This is a genomic window from Sphingobium sp. CECT 9361, assembly GCF_918741285.1.
Classification (GTDB): Bacteria; Pseudomonadota; Alphaproteobacteria; order Sphingomonadales; family Sphingomonadaceae; genus Sphingobium.
On sequence record NZ_CAKKNC010000024.1, the window covers coordinates 24,859 to 42,203 of the forward strand.

The 17,345-nt window shown below is 58.5% G+C and carries 14 protein-coding genes; 3 read left to right on the top strand and 11 right to left on the bottom strand.

The annotated features are described in order from the left end of the window. The first annotated feature begins 715 nt into the window (after positions 1–715). Positions 716–1,057 carry a hypothetical protein gene (locus LQ220_RS21330; protein ID WP_230190121.1) on the top strand — a complete coding sequence of 114 codons (342 nt, stop codon included), beginning with the start codon at positions 716–718 and terminating at the stop codon, positions 1,055–1,057. A gap of 167 nt (positions 1,058–1,224) precedes the next feature. Here the strand turns inward: LQ220_RS21330 and LQ220_RS21335 are convergent, their stop codons facing one another. Continuing rightward, a complete protein-coding gene (locus LQ220_RS21335; RefSeq protein ID WP_230190122.1) occupies positions 1,225–2,052 on the bottom strand; it encodes a hypothetical protein in 828 nt (275 codons plus the stop codon). 356 nt (positions 2,053–2,408) lie between these two features. Further along, positions 2,409–4,865 (bottom strand): NADP-dependent oxidoreductase, encoded by a 2,457-nt coding sequence (locus LQ220_RS21340; RefSeq protein ID WP_230190123.1) that lies wholly within the window; start codon positions 4,863–4,865, stop codon positions 2,409–2,411. A gap of 94 nt (positions 4,866–4,959) precedes the next feature. On the opposite strand from LQ220_RS21340, the gene LQ220_RS21345 reads away from it, so the two are divergent. Beyond that, positions 4,960–5,937, top strand: coding sequence for a LysR family transcriptional regulator (locus LQ220_RS21345; RefSeq protein WP_230190124.1), 978 nt, complete (start codon positions 4,960–4,962; stop codon positions 5,935–5,937). A 405-nt stretch (positions 5,938–6,342) separates the two neighbouring features. Here the strand turns inward: LQ220_RS21345 and LQ220_RS21350 are convergent, their stop codons facing one another. From LQ220_RS21350 to LQ220_RS21390, 9 genes are all read right to left on the bottom strand, one after another. Beyond that, on the bottom strand, positions 6,343–7,395 hold the full coding sequence (locus tag LQ220_RS21350; protein ID WP_230190125.1) for a nitronate monooxygenase: 1,053 nt from the start codon (positions 7,393–7,395) through the stop codon (positions 6,343–6,345). Between the two features lie 495 nt (positions 7,396–7,890). After that, on the bottom strand, positions 7,891–8,253 hold the full coding sequence (locus LQ220_RS21355; RefSeq protein ID WP_230190126.1) for a hypothetical protein: 363 nt from the start codon (positions 8,251–8,253) through the stop codon (positions 7,891–7,893). Between the two features lie 245 nt (positions 8,254–8,498). Further along, positions 8,499–10,148: a long-chain fatty acid--CoA ligase gene (locus LQ220_RS21360; protein WP_230190127.1), complete on the bottom strand. Its 1,650-nt coding sequence runs from the start codon at positions 10,146–10,148 to the stop codon at positions 8,499–8,501. Positions 10,149–10,169: 21 nt separating this feature from the next. Further along, complete coding sequence (locus tag LQ220_RS21365; protein WP_230190128.1) at positions 10,170–11,588, bottom strand: aldehyde dehydrogenase family protein; 1,419 nt, start codon at positions 11,586–11,588, stop codon at positions 10,170–10,172. Between the two features lie 49 nt (positions 11,589–11,637). Next, positions 11,638–11,970 carry a hypothetical protein gene (locus LQ220_RS21370; RefSeq protein WP_230190129.1) on the bottom strand — a complete coding sequence of 111 codons (333 nt, stop codon included), beginning with the start codon at positions 11,968–11,970 and terminating at the stop codon, positions 11,638–11,640. Positions 11,971–12,005: 35 nt separating this feature from the next. After that, positions 12,006–12,857 (bottom strand): acetoacetate decarboxylase family protein, encoded by an 852-nt coding sequence (locus LQ220_RS21375; RefSeq protein ID WP_230190130.1) that lies wholly within the window; start codon positions 12,855–12,857, stop codon positions 12,006–12,008. 25 nt (positions 12,858–12,882) lie between these two features. Then, entirely contained in the window at positions 12,883–14,562 is a 1,680-nt protein-coding gene (locus LQ220_RS21380; RefSeq protein WP_230190131.1) for a dihydroxy-acid dehydratase, read from the bottom strand. Next, the gene (locus tag LQ220_RS21385; protein WP_230190132.1) at positions 14,555–15,352 is read right to left on the bottom strand and encodes a hypothetical protein; all 798 of its coding nucleotides are present in this window, start codon (positions 15,350–15,352) and stop codon (positions 14,555–14,557) included. The genes LQ220_RS21380 and LQ220_RS21385 overlap by 8 nt, the downstream gene beginning before the upstream one ends. Positions 15,353–15,381: 29 nt before the next feature. Then, the gene (locus LQ220_RS21390; RefSeq protein ID WP_230190133.1) at positions 15,382–16,182 is read right to left on the bottom strand and encodes an SDR family NAD(P)-dependent oxidoreductase; all 801 of its coding nucleotides are present in this window, start codon (positions 16,180–16,182) and stop codon (positions 15,382–15,384) included. A 180-nt stretch (positions 16,183–16,362) separates the two neighbouring features. On the opposite strand from LQ220_RS21390, the gene LQ220_RS21395 reads away from it, so the two are divergent. Beyond that, positions 16,363–17,340, top strand: a complete 978-nt coding sequence (locus LQ220_RS21395; RefSeq protein ID WP_230190134.1) for a LysR family transcriptional regulator — start codon at positions 16,363–16,365, stop codon at positions 17,338–17,340. Positions 17,341–17,345 lie beyond the last annotated feature (5 nt).

Consider the following 17,345-nt stretch of genomic DNA (forward strand, 5'->3'; position numbering starts at 1 on the left):
CTTAGAAACATAGCGGTGGCTTCGATCAACGTTCTTGTCAAACTCTGTGCCCTTGCAACGGTGCCTTAGGGCTGCTCGCTTAACCGAATTCAGGTCTCAGCGGCGGCGTCAGACAGTCGACTGAAGTGCCAGACTTGCAATCTTCTAGGCCATAATGAGCCGGGTCTCCCCCGGGCGGTGACGACCCTTTGTGGTCCTTCCCGGTGGCTTTTCCATTTCCCGGAAGCGGACATAGAACAGCGTGCGGTTGCCGCATTTTCAACGTCCGAAAGGTCGGACATTCGCGACAGTCTGGTTCTGAGCACTGAAAATGGGATAGCCGACATTCCGGCTCAGAAATATCGGTGTCAGTTACCGCCAACATAGCGGCCAATCGCAGATTCTGTGGGGCGTTGGAACCTGCCGTTCGTTAACAAGGTGAAACTTCCGGAACGAACAGTAATTCTCGGCCGTTTTGACAAAGATGGTCTTGAAAAGAAACTGTGCGGCGCTTGTACTGGCCCTGCTCCTTGTAGCCTGTGAACGCTCACAGCATCCCGTAGAAGTACGGAATGAGTCCGCCACAGCGCCAGTCTCAAACGTCGACGGCACTTCGATAGAAGCGACGCAGGAATCAGGCAGCATACCCGCAAAAAAAGCTGAGGGCGCAAGGCCCGGCGTTACACCGCCTGAATTGACGCCGCAGGCCGAACGAGGCGAAAAAGGAGCGCGCAACATGCTGCTCACGTTTGCGCAGGCGATCGAGTTGAAGCAATTCGGGCAGGCTTGGGATCTACTCAATCCAGCAGATAAGCAGAAGTGGAGCAAGGCGGACTTTGCAGCCATATTTGCTGACCTTACGAAAGTTTCCGTGGTCATTCCCGACGGAACGACGGAGGGTTCAGCGGGATCGATTTATTACAACGCGCCAATCACTGTCACCGGCAATGACAACGACGGTCGGCCTGTGCGCATCGAAGGGAAAGCGGTATTACGGCGAGTAAACGACGTCGACGGCGCGACCCAAGCCCAACTACGGTGGCATTTCGACACTCTGGACCTTCGCTGGACCCATTAACTAACCAACCTAAATCAGTCAGTCGTTGATCTCCTTAGTAACCTACGTGATTTTGGGGTGCGCGGCGGTTGCCGCTAACAAAACGGACGTTAGGGCGTGCAATGGGTTTTCCCGAAACTGGCCCTTTGTTCATTATCACGACATTCTGGCGAAAGGCGGTAGCCCGATTATTTATTTTTCGTGGCTGGCACCCCTACAACCTTTGTTGACTCCGTCGGCGGTAATAAAAACGCATTGATCAACACTACGAATAACGATGCCGCCAAAACGGCGGAAATTTGGGCTGCGAACATGTAGCGTCGGTCGTATATAAATATCTTTTGCTGACCAGGCTGGTATCCAACTTCAAATGATGGAAATGTCCCTAGGTATTCGTTTCGAAAAACCCGCGGGCGACGCCAATATTGCCTCGCAACCCGTGGCCACAGTAACATGTCGAGAACACGGCGGAACCAAGCCGGGGAACGGCTATAAGCAACAGATACGCGGCTGCTGTTCAGAGGAATTGCGCTCTCGCCAGGTATCTTAATGCAGCCATTCCACCTCTCCGGCCAAATCAAAATACGTGCTATTACCCACATGGACTTGGGATCCCAATCGCCGCGATAAACAATCTCGCTAGCCCGGGCACGCATAAAGCTTCCGCCGATCAAAACGTATAAAAACAGCAAATCGTCTACGTAGCCGGGGAGGCGAATGCGGAACGGAAGTGTGACCCAATTGATCGCCCCATGAACGATGGCACGGTAAGTTGCCAATAAGGAGCTCAGAATCGTAGAAAGGTGAAGGTGGCCTAGTGAGTTCACGAAATTAAGGCAGGCGACGACAGCAACTACAATGCCCAAAATATTGTAGATTCCGGACATGGAACGCCAGACTTCGTTGAGGGATCGCCAAAATTCGTCGTTGGGCGTGTTGTCCCGCTTATAAGTTTTCGCCATCCTCTTGGGCGCTGCCGGCTCGCTTTGAGTCCGCCTCCCATCGCGATCGGGCATTCTCGTTCCATTCGTGTCAATCTGAGTTTGTGCGAGGCAACCCTAGCTCTCGCATCCCTTGATAACAAATGGCATGAGGCAACGTTCGGATACTTCGCAACTGCCTACGGCAGGTGGGTATCGGAACTCTGAATCGAGCGAGAGGTTTGAGAGAAAGGTTGTTGGGCTGTCGCCTGAAAAGCGGTCATTCCCTGACGAAAGGCTGCCCATTTGAAAGCTGTCGGTCATTCATGCATCTGTTTACTTCGCCTCCTGGACCGAATTCAAACTGTACAGTTTTAGAGCAGGATCGTCGGAAGAAGACGTTGTCGTTCGACGACCTCTACTCCTCGCATGACGTCCGTCGTATTGATCCGTCACGACGCAAGTAGTGCCGCTGAACGGAGAGTGGGGAGACACGCGAGGTCCGGCATCAAGTCCTGCAGCTCGTCGAGGATGCCTACCATATCTTGAGCTTCGGATGGGGCTAGGCGGCGCTCCACGAGGGTTCGCAGGTTCTTCTCCAACGCTGCCGCGTATTCCGCAGCATCGGTCGAGCTGGCCGCGCTGGCGACGGCAAGCTCCGCAAAGGACCGATATGTCCATTTCCCGCCCGCCTTTCTTTCGAATGCAAGAGCGAAGGTTCGCTCGGCGAGCAGCTTATCTTTCCATCGCGCGGCGGCAGTCAGCGCCAACTCAACCGACTGGGCAAACGCATCATCCGTAGAGCGCTCCAGAAGCGCGATCACGCTGTCACGCGAAACACCAAGATCGGAAGGCTGCTCGAAAGCCAACAGCGCGTTGAAAAGCGCATTTTGATCGCCAACGATGTTGCCACTGTCCATGGCAGAGGCGAGCTCAGCTGATGGGAATGTCTGAGTCTGCCAGTTGGAGCTGTACTCATCGAGCGGACCAGCTGAAAACTCTACTATGTCCGGAACTTCCACGCCGTCCGAGGCCACATATACTGACCAGGCGGCGGGACGATCGGCTTCAGGAATTGAACGAATGATGTTCCTCAACCTCATGCGCACTTGAGCGGCGATGACGAGCGGATGGAGGCGCTCGCGAACCCACCACCGCTCGCTGCTTCGCTCAACCAAGCTAGCTACCCGATAGGAATTGCCGATCCAACGCTCAACCATCTCGAGAAACTTGGGCCGCTTGACTTCGAGCTTAGAGAACTCACGCGTCAACAGTCCAGCGTGGGCTAGCAAGGCGCACCGCCGGTTAGCAATCGGGGCGTCTGACAATGTGCCGTTGATATCGGCAGACCCGATGACGGATTTGGCTAGTGCAACGAAGTCGTGAGCAGCCTCCGCCATCCGCTCGCTGGTGCCGAGATAGGCATCAAGAACCTCGGTGCCGACTTTGACACAATCGTCGCTTCCGAGCCTCGAACTCACGATTTGCAAGGCGGCAATTGCGGAGAAGAGGTCGCCCGCCTGGGCGAGTTCGGAAGCTAACTCCGCTGCCTCTTTGTCGGCCAGACCCGCGACTAGCGCCTTTATGTCAAAGTCTGTCGCAATCGCCAGAGGCGCAATCAGGAAGGCCACATGAGCTACATTTCCCTGCTCGGCTCGACGTTCGACTGCTTGGCCAAGAGCCTGCGAGAGTGGCAGCCCGGCTCCGAGCTGGAAGAATGCTTCGTAATAGGCCCGTTCGTTCGCCTGCAGGTCGGAGAGCGTCAGGTCGCCCACCTTTCCTCGAAAATCTTGCAACCACCTTTCGGGTGCGGTGCGGAACGCGCCGAGCAAACTCTTGAGTTCATCCATGCTTATCGGTGTCCCGGCAATCTTATTTGACCACTCTGAGACATCGCGGTGGGGTAGTGTAGTGTTGATGCAGAGGCGCCTAAATGTAGCGAGGCGTATCGCGGGGTCATCATGGAGGAGGCCTGCGAAATCCAGAGTTACGCTCCCGTCCGCGCCTTTGACGACAACACCTGTACTCGCATCCCAATCCCCGCTGCTGGCAACTTCGACACCCTCAACGTCCATCATCGGGACCGTTCTGCCGTCAAAGGTCGCTCTTAGAAAGTCGAAGAGGGATTCGGGTGAAACTATGTGCCCGCCGATCCGCACACGACCCGAACCGAGGCCAAAGACTTGCTGCACACGATCAGTTCGAAGTGTTTGGTCGCGTAGATCCTCCGGCGTAGTCGTCCTGTAGTCGATGAACATGTCAACGCCGAGGTTCATCAGCATCTTTTCATGCTTGGCCGACGCCACTGCGATCACATGAGCACCCTTCCACTTGGCGATCTGTACCGCAAAATGTCCCACGCCGCCGGCCGCGCCATTGACCATCACCGTCTTGCCGGCAAGCGGCACCGGATGGTGTTGGTTTGGCATGACCGGGTTTGGCTCGTCATGTCCCAAGTCGATGAGGAACTGCCAGGCGGTAAAAAGCGACATGGGCGCAGCAGCGGCATGAACATGATCTATCCCGCGCGGCTTGTGTCCCAGCTGTGTCGCCGGAACGTTCACATATTCTGCATAGGCTTTGCTACTCCCGAAGACGCCCTCCGGGAAACGAACCATAGAGTAAACCTCATCGCCGACCTTGAAACCGCCAACGTCGCCGGCCACAGCCGCGACCGTTCCCGAGATATCGGTTCCGGGAATGATGGGAAAGTCGCCTGCGGGCCGCCATTCGGGCGGCAGCGTGCGATAGCCGTCACGCAAATACCAATCTGGTGGGTTGACGCCTATAGCATGAACGCGAACCAGAACTTCACCACGATCAAGTTCAGGCTTCGGCGCGTTCTCATACTTTAGCATTTCTGGTCCACCGAAAGCATGCAGGCGAACCGCCTTCATCAAATCGTTCATTTTCATATCTCCGTGCAAGGCTCGTATCCTCCAAAGGCATTTAGGATCTAACAGTAAGGTTGATAACTGTGCGGAATGGCGCTTTAGTAGTGCCATGACGGAACATATCGCACTGGATCGCCTGACGGGACTTATCGCGTTCGCGCGGGCCGGATCGCTGGGCAGCTTCACCGCCGCAGCCCGTTCCCTCTCCATCACTCCATCAGCGGTCAGCAAGAGCATTCAGCGGCTAGAACGTTCCTTGGGAGTGTCATTGTTCACCCGAACGACGCGCTCGCTCACGTTGACGCCTGAAGGTCGTGATGTGCACGAGCGGGCGCTTCGTCTGCTGCGCGAAGCGGAAGACATCGAGCAAACTGCCATGAGCGCACGTTCGGAGCCGTCGGGCACGTTGCGAGTGGCGGCATCATTGCCGATCGGCCTTCACCTCATCGCGCCATCACTACCGCAATTTCGAAGACTTCATCCAAAACTGGTTATAGATCTCAGACTAAGCGACCGTATGGTCGACATAATCGATGAAGGAATCGATGTCGCGATACGTATTGGCGATCTCGCCGACACCCGCCTTCTCTCGCGCAAGCTTGCGCCGCACCGGCTCTGCTGTTTCGCCTCACCTGCCTATCTTGATGCGCGCGGTACGCCAATGCATCCCAACGATCTGGAAGTGCACGAAACGGTAAATTTGCGCTATCAGAGCACGGGCCAGACCTTTCGCTGGCCGTTTCGCATGGGCGAGCGCGAGATGGAAATCGTACCAAAGTCCGGGGTGGTCGTCGATTCCAGCGATGCCGTGGTCGCGATGCTCGCTGCGGGCGGGGGGATAGGCATGGCTACATCATTTGCCGCAGCATCCTTCGTGAAGCGCGGCGAATTGGTTCCTGTGCTTTCTGAGTTCGTTGTCGAGCGTCACAACATCACGGCCCTCTGGCCGGAAAGTCGGCGCGCCAATCCGGCGGTGCGTGCCTTTCTCAACATGCTCCACGCTGCATCCGGGGAGTTGATGGCGGCCACCGCTGAATTCGTCGGGATCATTCCTTCACACTTTGGACCGATCCAACGAAAGAAGTAAAGGCCGCTACCGCCCAATCAAGATGGCGGTTGGTCGGTCACGAGATCCGAATAAATGGCGACACTGAAAGGGGCACGACCGTGGAAATGCGCTAGATTTCTTGCGCTGACCCCGCCACCCACTTTACGTGGAAACACACATTTCCATCGGGCCATGACGATCTCCACATTGTTGTACGCGATAAGACAGAGCCCAAAATTGATCATGAAGTGGGAGGAGCACTGGTCACTGGAATGAGCGCGCGAAGATGCGAAAAATCGATTCAGACCTAATCTTCACCATGATGTATCGATCTCTTTGTGCGGCTTACTCTTCCGCTTCTTCGCTGAATTAACGAACGGCAGCTGCTCGGGCTGATCGTCCAATCACGCGAACTGCGGCTCTGTTGGCGGTCTTTGGCTTCTCTCAGTCCAGGAAGCGCAACTCTTCTACGAGGAGTGCGATGAGCTCAGTAGCAGGTAAGGGCCGTGACAGCGGTGCGCCCTGTCCGGCCCATTGTGCGGCATATCCGGTTTCGCCAACTGCCTTCGCTGCGGCGATCAACGCCTTTCCAGCATCGTAGGTCATTGGATAGCCGGGATGGGGCAAACCGACATTTTCACCCCATTGGGTGAAGCGGTTTGGCAGACCGCGTGCCGGCCGTCCGGAAATTGCGGAGGTCATGACTGTTTTCATAGCAGCCGGACCGGCCAGCGCCGTGCGGTAGGCAGCATCAGCACTGCTTTCTGGACAGGCGACGAAAGCCGTGCCCAACTGAGCCGCTATGGCACCGAGATCGAGCGCTGCTTGGATGCCGCGTCCATCCATTATGCCGCCAGCCGCAATGACCGGCAGGCCAGCGCGTTGCGCCAGTAATCGGGTAAGCGCCAAGGTTCCAAGGCGAGCATCGGGAGCGTCGGGATCGAACATTCCGCGATGCCCACCTGCTTCCCAGCCCTGGGCAACAACCGCATCAATTCCTGCGACCTTTGCAGCCTGCGCCTCGTCGAGGCTGGTAGCAGTGGCTAGCAGCACGCACCCGACGTTCTTGAGCGCAGCGATCCGCTTGGGATCAGGCAAGCCGAAATGGAAGCTGACAACAGCTGGCCTGGCTTCCACCAGCAGCGCAAGCATTTCATCGTCGTGGAGGAAACTCTTGTAGATCGGACGAAGTGCTGCTGGAGGCTGTGCGCCATATTCTTGGAACAGCGGCGCCATCGCCGCGAGCCACGCGGCCTCGCGAGCGGAATCTTGCGCCGTTGGTTGATGGACAAAGACATTGACGTTGAACGGCCGATTGCTGAGGGCACGTACGCCAGCACTCATTTCCTGCGCACCCACTGCGTCGGTGGCAGCAGCACTGATCGAGCCGAGCGCGCCAGCATTACTGACGGCGGCGGCCAGTTCGGGCGTTGACACACCCGCCATTGGTGCTTGCACAAGGGGGAGGGATATCCCGAGGTTTTCTAGCAGTGACATCCTCTCATCATAGCAAAGTGACCGGAAAATGCGATGGACGTGACAATCTGGCTGAAGTGGATGATGGAGCCGTCATATGAACCAACGGCAAGTATTGACTGCGGGCACCGAAAGCTGGAATGGCCGCTGTGTTGGCATGTCGGTCAAAGTGGACTGCAGGCAACTAGTGCTTAATCAGCGGGTCCTTGGTTCGAGCCCAAGTGCGTCCACCATATTTTCAATCACTTATCCGTAATTACGCCGTCTCACAGGGCGGCGCAATCCGGCTACGTAATCGCCACGTAATCGCGGAAGGCCAATTTCGACGATGCCACGCTCGCCGCGAGGTGCTCCTCGGGAGTTGTCGCCTGCTGCTAGCCTTGAGCCATGACAAACTTGATTCGCTGCCGTGGAGCGCTCTTGGAAATCGCCCGCCATTTTGATGCGGAGGCGACGCACGACGGCACATGGCGACCGACGATGCCGGGTGGGAACGTCCTGGTCGCGACCGCCAGCTCAAAAGGTTTGCAGATCGGGCTTGCATCCTGGGCGCTTCCAAATCCGTGCTTCTCGCCTCCTCAACCTTTGAATATACGCTGCTGCCTCTTCGCCAGGGACCTCGTCTCCGGCGCGAGGCGCCTGCATGATCCAGGCAGCCTTGAGCGATGCCTCCTGATTGTTGAAGACGTTGCCTAGCGCAAGCGACGTTGCCGCGCTGACACCGGGCAGGTTCAGCGCATCTGGCGTTTCCGTGAACCGCGCATAGCGGTAGATCTGATCGAGAGCGCGCCGAGAGCGCGTCTTCATGGAGTTGCGCAGCGCCTCGACCGCCACATCGATACCGATCTTGTTCCTGTGCTTGAAGTATGCCCAATGCATTGTAATGCCGAACGGAACCCATCGCTTTGCAAGCAAGACAAGTAGCTAATAACTTCAGAATATTTTGGACTTTAGCAAAAACAAAATTGACATATTATTCTGTTGTATTTGGGCAGATAGCTAAGATAATTTCGCGGGAAATCGGCATCTATTATTGATAACATCCGATAGCAGCTTTTCGACTGGCAGGTTCATCCGAAACCCGCCGTTCATCGCGAGGTGGGTCAAACTGATCTCAACATGCTTTAACGACAGTAAATCTCGCGCAGGCGCTTTTTGTCTATTTTACCGGTCGAACCCAGAGGGATGTCAGACACGAAGATGATTTCGTCCGGCATCCACCATTTCGCTATCTTCCCGTCCAGATAGGACGATATCTCTTTGAAGGTCGCTGTCTGGCCAGATTTCAATTTCATCAGCAACAGGGGCCGCTCGTCCCATTTAGGATGCGGCACGCCAATGACCGCGCAAAGCTCGGCCTTCACGTGGCCTAGCGCGATATTTTCGAGCTCGACCGAACTGATCCACTCGCCACCCGATTTGATGACGTCCTTGGCGCGGTCGGTGATCTGCATGAAACCGCGCTCGTCAATCGTAGCGATGTCACCGGTGTCGAAGAAACCCTCATCGTCAAGTATCCGGGTCTCCGCCTGCCCATAATATGCGCCGACGATCGTCTCGCCCTTGACGTGCAACTGGCCAGGCGTTTTTCCATCGTGCGGAAGCTTACGACCCTGCTCGTCCGTCAGCTGGAAATCGATGCCCGGCAGGGTCCGCCCCTGCTTCAGCATATAAGGAATGCGCTCTTCGAGCGGCAGCGCAGCGATCTCGCGATCAGGCGAGGAAACCGTCGCAAGGGGAGACGCCTCTGTCATGCCCCAGGCGTGGAGAATTTCGACGCCATGTTCCATAAATTCTCGGATGATGGTTTCGGGACATACGGAGCCCGCCACCATGGCGCGTTTGAGGGTGGTCAGCGTATTGCCGCTTTCCCGGCAATGCTTGAGCAGTCCTTGCCAGACGGTCGGTACGCCTGCAGCGAACGTGACGCCCTCACTTTCGATCAGTTCGTATAGCGTCGCACCATCGACGTGCTGACCGGGAAGCACCAGCTTAGCCCCCACCATCGGCGCGGAATAGACAAGACCCCAGGCGTTGGCGTGATACATTGGCACCAGCAGGAGGACCGTATCCCTGGACGACAGGGCCAGGCCATCCGCCTGGCAACTGAACAGCGAATGCAGATAGTTGGACCGATGCGAGTAGAGGACGCCCTTCGGGTGGCCCGTCGTGCCCGACGTGTAGCAAAGGCCGGCGGCGGACTGCTCGTCGAAACCGCCCCAGTTGCATCCCTCGCCATATTGACTGATCAGTCTGGCGAAACCTTCGACCGGGACTGTGCTTCCGTCGATCGACAAGCGGTCCTCGTCGTCGAATAGGATGACGCGCTCTACGGTCGGGCATTTCGGCAAGATCGCCTGGAGGATCGGCAGGCATGCGCGATCGGCGAAAATGATCCGATCAGCGGCGTGATCGACAAGATAGGCGACCTGGTCCGCCAGCAGCCGTGGATTGAGCGTATGGCAAACAGCCCCGATCGCGACCGCGCCATACCATGACTCGAAATGCGGCCCGCTGTTCCAGCCCAGCGTCGCGATCCTGTCGCCCTGCTCGATGCCCATCGCCAGCAGAGCGTTCGACACTTGCTTCGCGCGTCCATGGCATGCCGCATAGGTGGAACGATGCCGCTCGCCATGATTGTCGTTCCAGACGACTTCCGTTTGGCCATGCCATCGCGCCGCGTGAGAAAGGAGCGCGTCCAGCGTAAGCTGGCCCGGCTGCATCAGACCGAACATATCATTCTCCGGTGTCGTACCGGCGAATGCTCTATCCACCGGCATCCCTTGCGAAACCCGTCAGCCGACGGACGTCTTTGAAATATTGATGACGGTAGTCTGCGAGAATTCGTGCATTCCGTCCGTGGATAGCTCCATTCCGATGCCCGACTGCTTGGCCCCACCGAACGGGATGTGCGGAGCGAAATCCAGATGCTCGTTGACCCAGACCATGCCGCTGTCGATCTGGCGGGCGACGGCATAAGCGCGATCGCAGTCGGCGGACCAGACAGACCCTCCAAGGCCAAGTTCCGAGCTGTTGGTGCGCCGCACCGCGTCGTCCACATCCTCGAACTTGATAATGGGCAGGATCGGGGCAAACTGCTCCTGATCGACCAGCATCGCGCCATCTTTGATGTCGCGCACGATGGTAGGCCTTATGAAATAGCCTTCGCCCTCTACCACCTCACCGCCGGCGATGACGTGGCCGTCACGGCGTGCGCTTTCCAGGAAGGTCTTTGCCTTTGCGAACTGCGCCGCGTTCTGAAGCGGGCCGATCTGCGTTCCCTGCTGGAGTCCGTCGCCCACGATCGCCTCATTGGCGAGCTTGGCCAGTTCATCGCACAGAGCGTCATAGATGCTGCTATGGGCATAGACGCGCTTGACCGCGATGCAGACTTGCCCGGCATTCATGAAGGCCTTGGAGAAGATCTTCGACGCCACGGTCGCGACGTCCACATCGTCAAGGACGATGCTGGCGTCATTGCCGCCCAGTTCCAGCGACACCCGCTTCAGCGTTGATGCGGCGGCCGCGATGACCTTCTTTCCGGTCGCCGTGGATCCCGTAAAGGAAATCTTGGCGACATCGGGATGATCGGTCAGCGTTGGGCCCAGATCGTTGAGATCGGTCACGACGTTGAACACACCCGCGGGGAAAATATCCTTCGCCAGCTCGCCGAGCATGAGCGAGGTGACGGGCGTCGTCGGCGCCGGCTTCAGGATGAAGCTGTTGCCCATCAGGAGCGCTGCGGGAAATTTGAACGCAGCGAGCAAGACAGGAAAATTCCAGGGCATGATGGCGCACACCACGCCTAGCGGCTTCCTGTGCAATTCTACCCGGCGCTCTTCGTCGTCCTGCAATATTTCGATCGGCACATCGATGGTGGTGAAGTGGCGAATGAATATCTCGGTGAAGGCGATCTCGCCCGCCGCTTCCGCCAGCGGTTTCCCCTGTTCACGCACCAACATGCGCGTCAGGGCATCGGCATTTTCGTGGATCGCATCGGCAAAAGCCGAAAGTTTCGCGCGTCGATCGTCGAGCGACAGCGCCGCCCATGCCGGTTGAGCCGCCTTCGCCGCCGCGATCGCCTGCTCCGCCTGCCGTATCGAACCGCGTGGCACCGACATGAACGGCCTGCCCGCCGCAGGATCGATGACCTCCATGTTGGAGTCGCCGTCGACCAGTTCACCACCGATTAAAAGTTTGAGATTTTCTAACATATCCTGTTTTCCTCTCGCAAGCGCGCCTGTGATGCCCGTAGGCGCAGGCCTAAACTTGGGTAGCGGTGCCGATCATGATCGCGGCGCCAAGCAGCAGCCCAATCTTCGCAAGCGATGCGGACTCGTGGTAGACGGTGATGCCGATCACCAGCACCACGACCTGGAGCGTGATCGTGACGATCGGCGTCAATGTGCTTAGCTCGACACCGTTGTTGATGAGCCGGGCGAACACCCAGAAACTCAGCACGAAGCTCAATATGCAGGCGACCGTCGCGGCCATCGCCGTAAACCCGCGCGTCGCTGGCAGGAGGGACAGGCCGAGTGCCTGGCCGACAATCACGAATGCGAAAGACGCGAGAGTTGGTAACGATATAGCAGCCACGGGATGATCCTCTCTTTTGCTGATATGATTTGTTTTCACGTGATGATTTTCTGGTCATGAAAGTCGAGATAGGCCGTGCCTTCCATGATCAGAGCCGGTAGCGCCTCGACCTGTTCGAGCCCGGCGAGCGCCTGGACGATGTGATATTGCGTGGGCATGTCCTGCCATGTCGGCACATTGAAGCGGATGCTGCCCGTGCCGGCCCGCACCGAAGGCGGGGGCTGGGGGTCGCGCCGGCTGGACGCACCCGCCATCGGCGATAGCGTCAGATAATCCGCGTCAGCGACCGCCCAATCGCCGCTTCGCGGGATATATTTGTGCGCGATGATCCCCGAGCCGGCGCTCGCGGCGAAATCGGCAACCACGTCCGGCGCGGCATCGGTATCGGGATCACAGGCCAGTTGCATCTCGGCGAAGGTGAAACCTTCCCAACTCGCCCTTATGCTCGTTTCCCCATTCCAGCGCCGGGGGTCGGGCAATTGCGCATAGAGTTTCGGATGGCCAAGTTGCTCGCGACCCGTGATGATGGGGTCGCCGAGATTTTCCCACATCACGGCGCAATAGACGCCATCGGTCACCTTGTCGTCCTGGCCCGCATGGGTGACCGGGATCATCAGGGAGAGGATATTATATCCCCTGCCCGCTAGCCATGGGATGTCGCGCAGGCAGAAAAAGTGAAACTGCGCCATCGCCTCGCCACGCAAGGCAAGCCCGCTTGGAAGCAGCGGTTCGAGCTGTTCAGCTCGGCCGAGGAACCTCACGATGTAGCGCGTGAAGCGGATCGGGCCATCGCGATAGTCCGCGTGATCGGGCGCCTGACGCGGGCCGCCGGCGGCGCCGAAGGATGCCGGCATGATCCTGATCTTGGTGTCGGTTAGCAAAGTCATGAATTTTCCCTCATTGATCGCGCGCTCAGTCATAGGAATGGGTAGGCGCGCCCAAGTGCGTTGGCCCCACCGACCGCGCATATTTTTCGCCCACGCCCCCGCTCCAATATTTGTTGGGGGGCAGTACGGCCCGGCGCTGTTCCAGCTCTTGCTCAGACACGTCTACGTCGATCGTCCCCTTCTCCGCGTCGATGCGAATGATGTCGCCGTGCTCGACCAGTGCAAGGGGGCCGCCGGCATGCGCTTCGGGAGAAACATGGGCTATGCAAAGGCCGCCGGTTCCCGTGGGCCATCGCCCGTCGGTGACCAGAGCGACGTCCTTGCCCATTCCGCGCCGCCGGATCGGGATGGGCGCGTCCAGCATTTCCCGCATGCCCGGGCTGCCGCGCGGTCCCTCGCCACGTACGATGATCACGTCGCCGACGCTGAATTGGCCGTCCGCAATGCCTATGCGCGCTGCGGCATCACCTTCGAAGATGCGTGCGGGGCCTTCGAAAAAACGCATCGAAATATCGGCGGTCTTTACAATGCAACCACCTGGTGCAAGATTCCCCTGCAGAACGACGATGCCGCTGTCGGCTTGATACGCATTGTTGCAGGCGCGCACGATGATGCCGTCAGGCTGCGGCGCATCGGCCAGCGCCTCGCCAAGCGGCCTGCCGTCATTGGTCGGCGTATGGGCGTGCAGGAAGCCACCGTCGAGCAGCGCCTTGAAGATTACCGGTAATCCGCCGATCCGGTGGAGGTCGATGAGCGCATGGGGACCGTTTGGAATGAGGCTGGTGATCCTTGGCGTCCGCCGTAGGATGTCGGTCATATCCCTCAACTCGAACTTCACTCCCGCCTCGTTGGCGATCGCCGGGAGGTGCAGCAGCATGTTCGACGAACCGCGCATGGCGGCGACGACCGTTACCGCATTTTCCAGGCTCTCCCGGGTCACCCAATCGCGGGGGCGAGGACCACCTTCGATCAAAAGCTTCATGGCATGCTGTCCGGCTTTGCGTGCGAGCGCGAGGCGCTGTGAAAACACGGCCGGAATGGAGGCCGTACCCAGCGCGGAAAAGCCCATAATCTCGGCGCAGGCGGCTCCGGTGCTCGCTGTGTTCAGGCCCGGACAGGTGCCGACCGACACCATCGCATCCCTGTTCAGATTCTCAAGCTCCCGTTCGCTCATCTCTCCGCTGAGAGTCCGGTCCATGTCACCGAAGACGCGGTAGAAATTGATCGGCTCGCCATTGCTGTAGCCGCGAAGCGCCGCCCCGCCATGCACATAGACACTGGGAATATTCACGCGGGTCATCGCCATAAGCATGCCCGGGACCGTCTTGTCGCAGGCGCCCAGAGTCACTGCCGCGTCGTACCGCTGCCCCTCAAGGACGAGCTCCACCGAGTCTGCAATGATCTCCCGCGATATCAGGCTGAATTGCGGCCCTCGCTCGTGGACCATCGTCCAGACATCGGAGATCGATACCGTCGAGAACTCACGCGCCGTACCACCCGCCACTTCCACGCCAACCTTGGCCGCAGCGGCCTGCGGCGCAAGCGGCATGGCGCACGGACTTACTTCGGCATGGGTATGAACCACACCCACGAACGGCTTGGCGATGGCTTCGTCATCAAGGCCGGTTGCACGCAGGTGCATCCGATTGGCGACACGCATCGGCCCGTCAATGGTCGCTCGCGAGCGCCAGGCTGGATCATTCATCTTGGCCTCCTGTGCGCGCGAAATCGGCCGATCGGGATCTTGTGACCGTATCGCCGTCCAGCGCGAGCGCATGCGCGATAAAATCGAGAAGCTCGTCGAGTTGGCCCGGCGCGGTCAGCGAATGCCCGCCCGCAAAAGTGTGAAGGCATTTGTTGGGTGAACCAATCGCGTCGAACAGCGCGCGCTGCCCGTCGGTCGAAAAAATCTCGTCCTCCGACTTGATTTGGAAGAGCGCCGGAGTGCGCATGATGCGGGCATCGTGAAGCAGGGCGTCGTTCTGCCCCCAGTCGAGACCCCACATGCCAAGCACCGCGCCCTTGATACGCGGTTCCGCCGCGCACAAAGGAATGCCATAAGCCGTGCCCATCGACATGCCGAACCATGCGACCCGGTTTGGATCCGCCCACCCCTGCTCCAGCACGACGTCGAGAACGGTGCGCCAGTCGGAGACATAGCGCTCGATACCGGGGCTAGTGCGCCAATGCCGCTCGAAGACGCCCAGCATTTCCATGACATCCCTATCGGCATCACCGCGCCGACCGTGGATCGGACCGTCGATCAGCAGGACGGCGCTGCCGGTTCGTTCGACGATTTGCGCCGCAAGCCAGTCGGTGCGTTCGTGGCGCTTGTGGAATGGCCCGCCATGCTGAAGGAGCGTAACAGGCGTGTTGGCTCCCGCCGGAACGCGCGCGTTCCAGAATGTCGCCGGGACGACGCCGTCATCGCACGGTACGGAAAAGTCGAAGCGCGCATCTGTTGATTGTCCCTCGAGCTTCAGGTCAATTTTCATGAGGAATCCCGCTAGGTTCTGAGACAGGCTCAGTTGGCTGTCATGCCGCCGTCGATGACTATTTCGGCACCGGTAATGTGGCGTGCCGCATTCGACGCCAAAAAGCGCACGGTCTCGGCGATTTCCTCGGGCGAAGCGGCAACGCCAATCGGCACCAGCGACTTGGCCACTTCATGCGCATCAAGAACGCCTGAAGCCCCTCCCGCCCCAGCCAGCATGGTCGCTTCTTCCGGATCATGCTTCTGCCAGGCTGGGGTATCGACAATGCCCGGGTGGACGGAGTTTACTCGCACCTTGTTCCGCAGATCCGCGCATTCGAGCGCGATCGCTTTTGTCATCATGCGAACCGCGCCTTTCGCTCCGCAATAGGCCGCCATGCGCGCCTGGCCTTTCAGTCCCATGATCGACGAAATATTGACGACAGCCCCGCCGCCGGACTGCGCGATTCGCGGAATACCGTGCTTCATACCCAGAAACGCACCCTCCAGATTGATTGCCATCACGAGCCGAAGTTGGTCGAGCGACATCGAAAAGGTGTCGGCAAGAATCGACTTGCCTGCACAGTTGACCACGGTTGTCAGGGACGTGACGTGCGTGTCGGTCAGGGCGAACGCAGCCTCCCATTCGTCCTCAAGCCTGACGTCGAGTTTTACCGCCGTTGCCCGCCCGCCAGCCTCCATAATAAGTTCGACGGACTTCGCAGCACTGCGCTCATCAAAATCCGTTACCCAGACATGCGCCCCATGGGCGGCGAAGCTCAGGCTGGTTGCCCTTCCGATTCCACTGCCGGCCCCAGTGATGAGTATCGCTTTGCCTTCGAACTCCGACATGCCCGCTCCTGACGCCCTGATTGGTTGAGAGGAGAATATGGCGGACGAACGGCCCTGACTAGCGCGATAAAAATTATGCAATGCATAGGCAATCACCTATGGATCAACAAACCAAGCCTGTTTACGATCAGATCGAACCGAGCAGCCGGTCTTTTGCTGCTAAGCGCATGGAGACAGCCGATGAACCTCCGTAGCCTTCGCTATTTTCTGAAAGTCGCCGAATATGGGAGCATTACCCGCGCTGCGCTGGCGCTGCACATCACGCAACCATCGCTAACGCAGCATCTCCGGCATCTGGAAGAGCATTTCGGTCTGGCCCTGCTGATGCGCCATGGCCGCGGCGTGATGCTCACCGAGGCTGGCAAGGCACTCCGCCTGAAGGCCGAGATTCTTATCGATGACATCGACGGGCTGCAGAGCGAATTGGAGAGTGCGCAGTCGCGTCCCCGGGGCACATTGTCGATCGGCATGCCCATATCCTGGTCCGAACTCGTCACTTATCCCGTGATCGAGCGTTTCCGCCGCGAATACCCTAATGTGCATATCAAATTAGCCGTCAATGCCAGCGAGGTACTAGCCGAGGCGATGAACGCCAATGAACTGCAGCTTGCGGTGCTCGTAGAAACCGATGAGCAGGATAATTTCTGGTCGCATCCCTTGGTCGAAGACGAGCTGTTCCTTCTTGGCCCGCCTGGCTCATCGCTGGGCCAGCTAGGATCGATCACCCTTCGCGATGTGGCCAGCTATCCAATGATCCTGCCGCTGAACCTCACCATGGTGATGCGGCGGATTGACCGGACATTGGCAACGACCGGCGGCACGTTGAACACCGTCTTAGAAACGCCGTCGACGAACATCTTGCCCCTTGTAGCACGTGGCTTGGGCTACACGATCCTGTCCGCATGCGCCCTGCCTCCTCCCGGCGGGGATACCGCGTTCGAAGCTATTCCGGTGACCGACGCATCAATGACATGGTCGATCGCGACACCTAAGAACCGTCCAAAGACGGCTGCGGTCATTACTTATGAAAGCTTCCTGAAAGAACAGGTTCTGGAGTCGGTATCATCCGGTCTCTGGCGCACGGCAAAGATGAAGAAGCAGCAGAGAAAGGCGGAAGTTAGTACTGAAGCGGAAGCGGTTGCCAAACTGCGACTCTAGCGGGC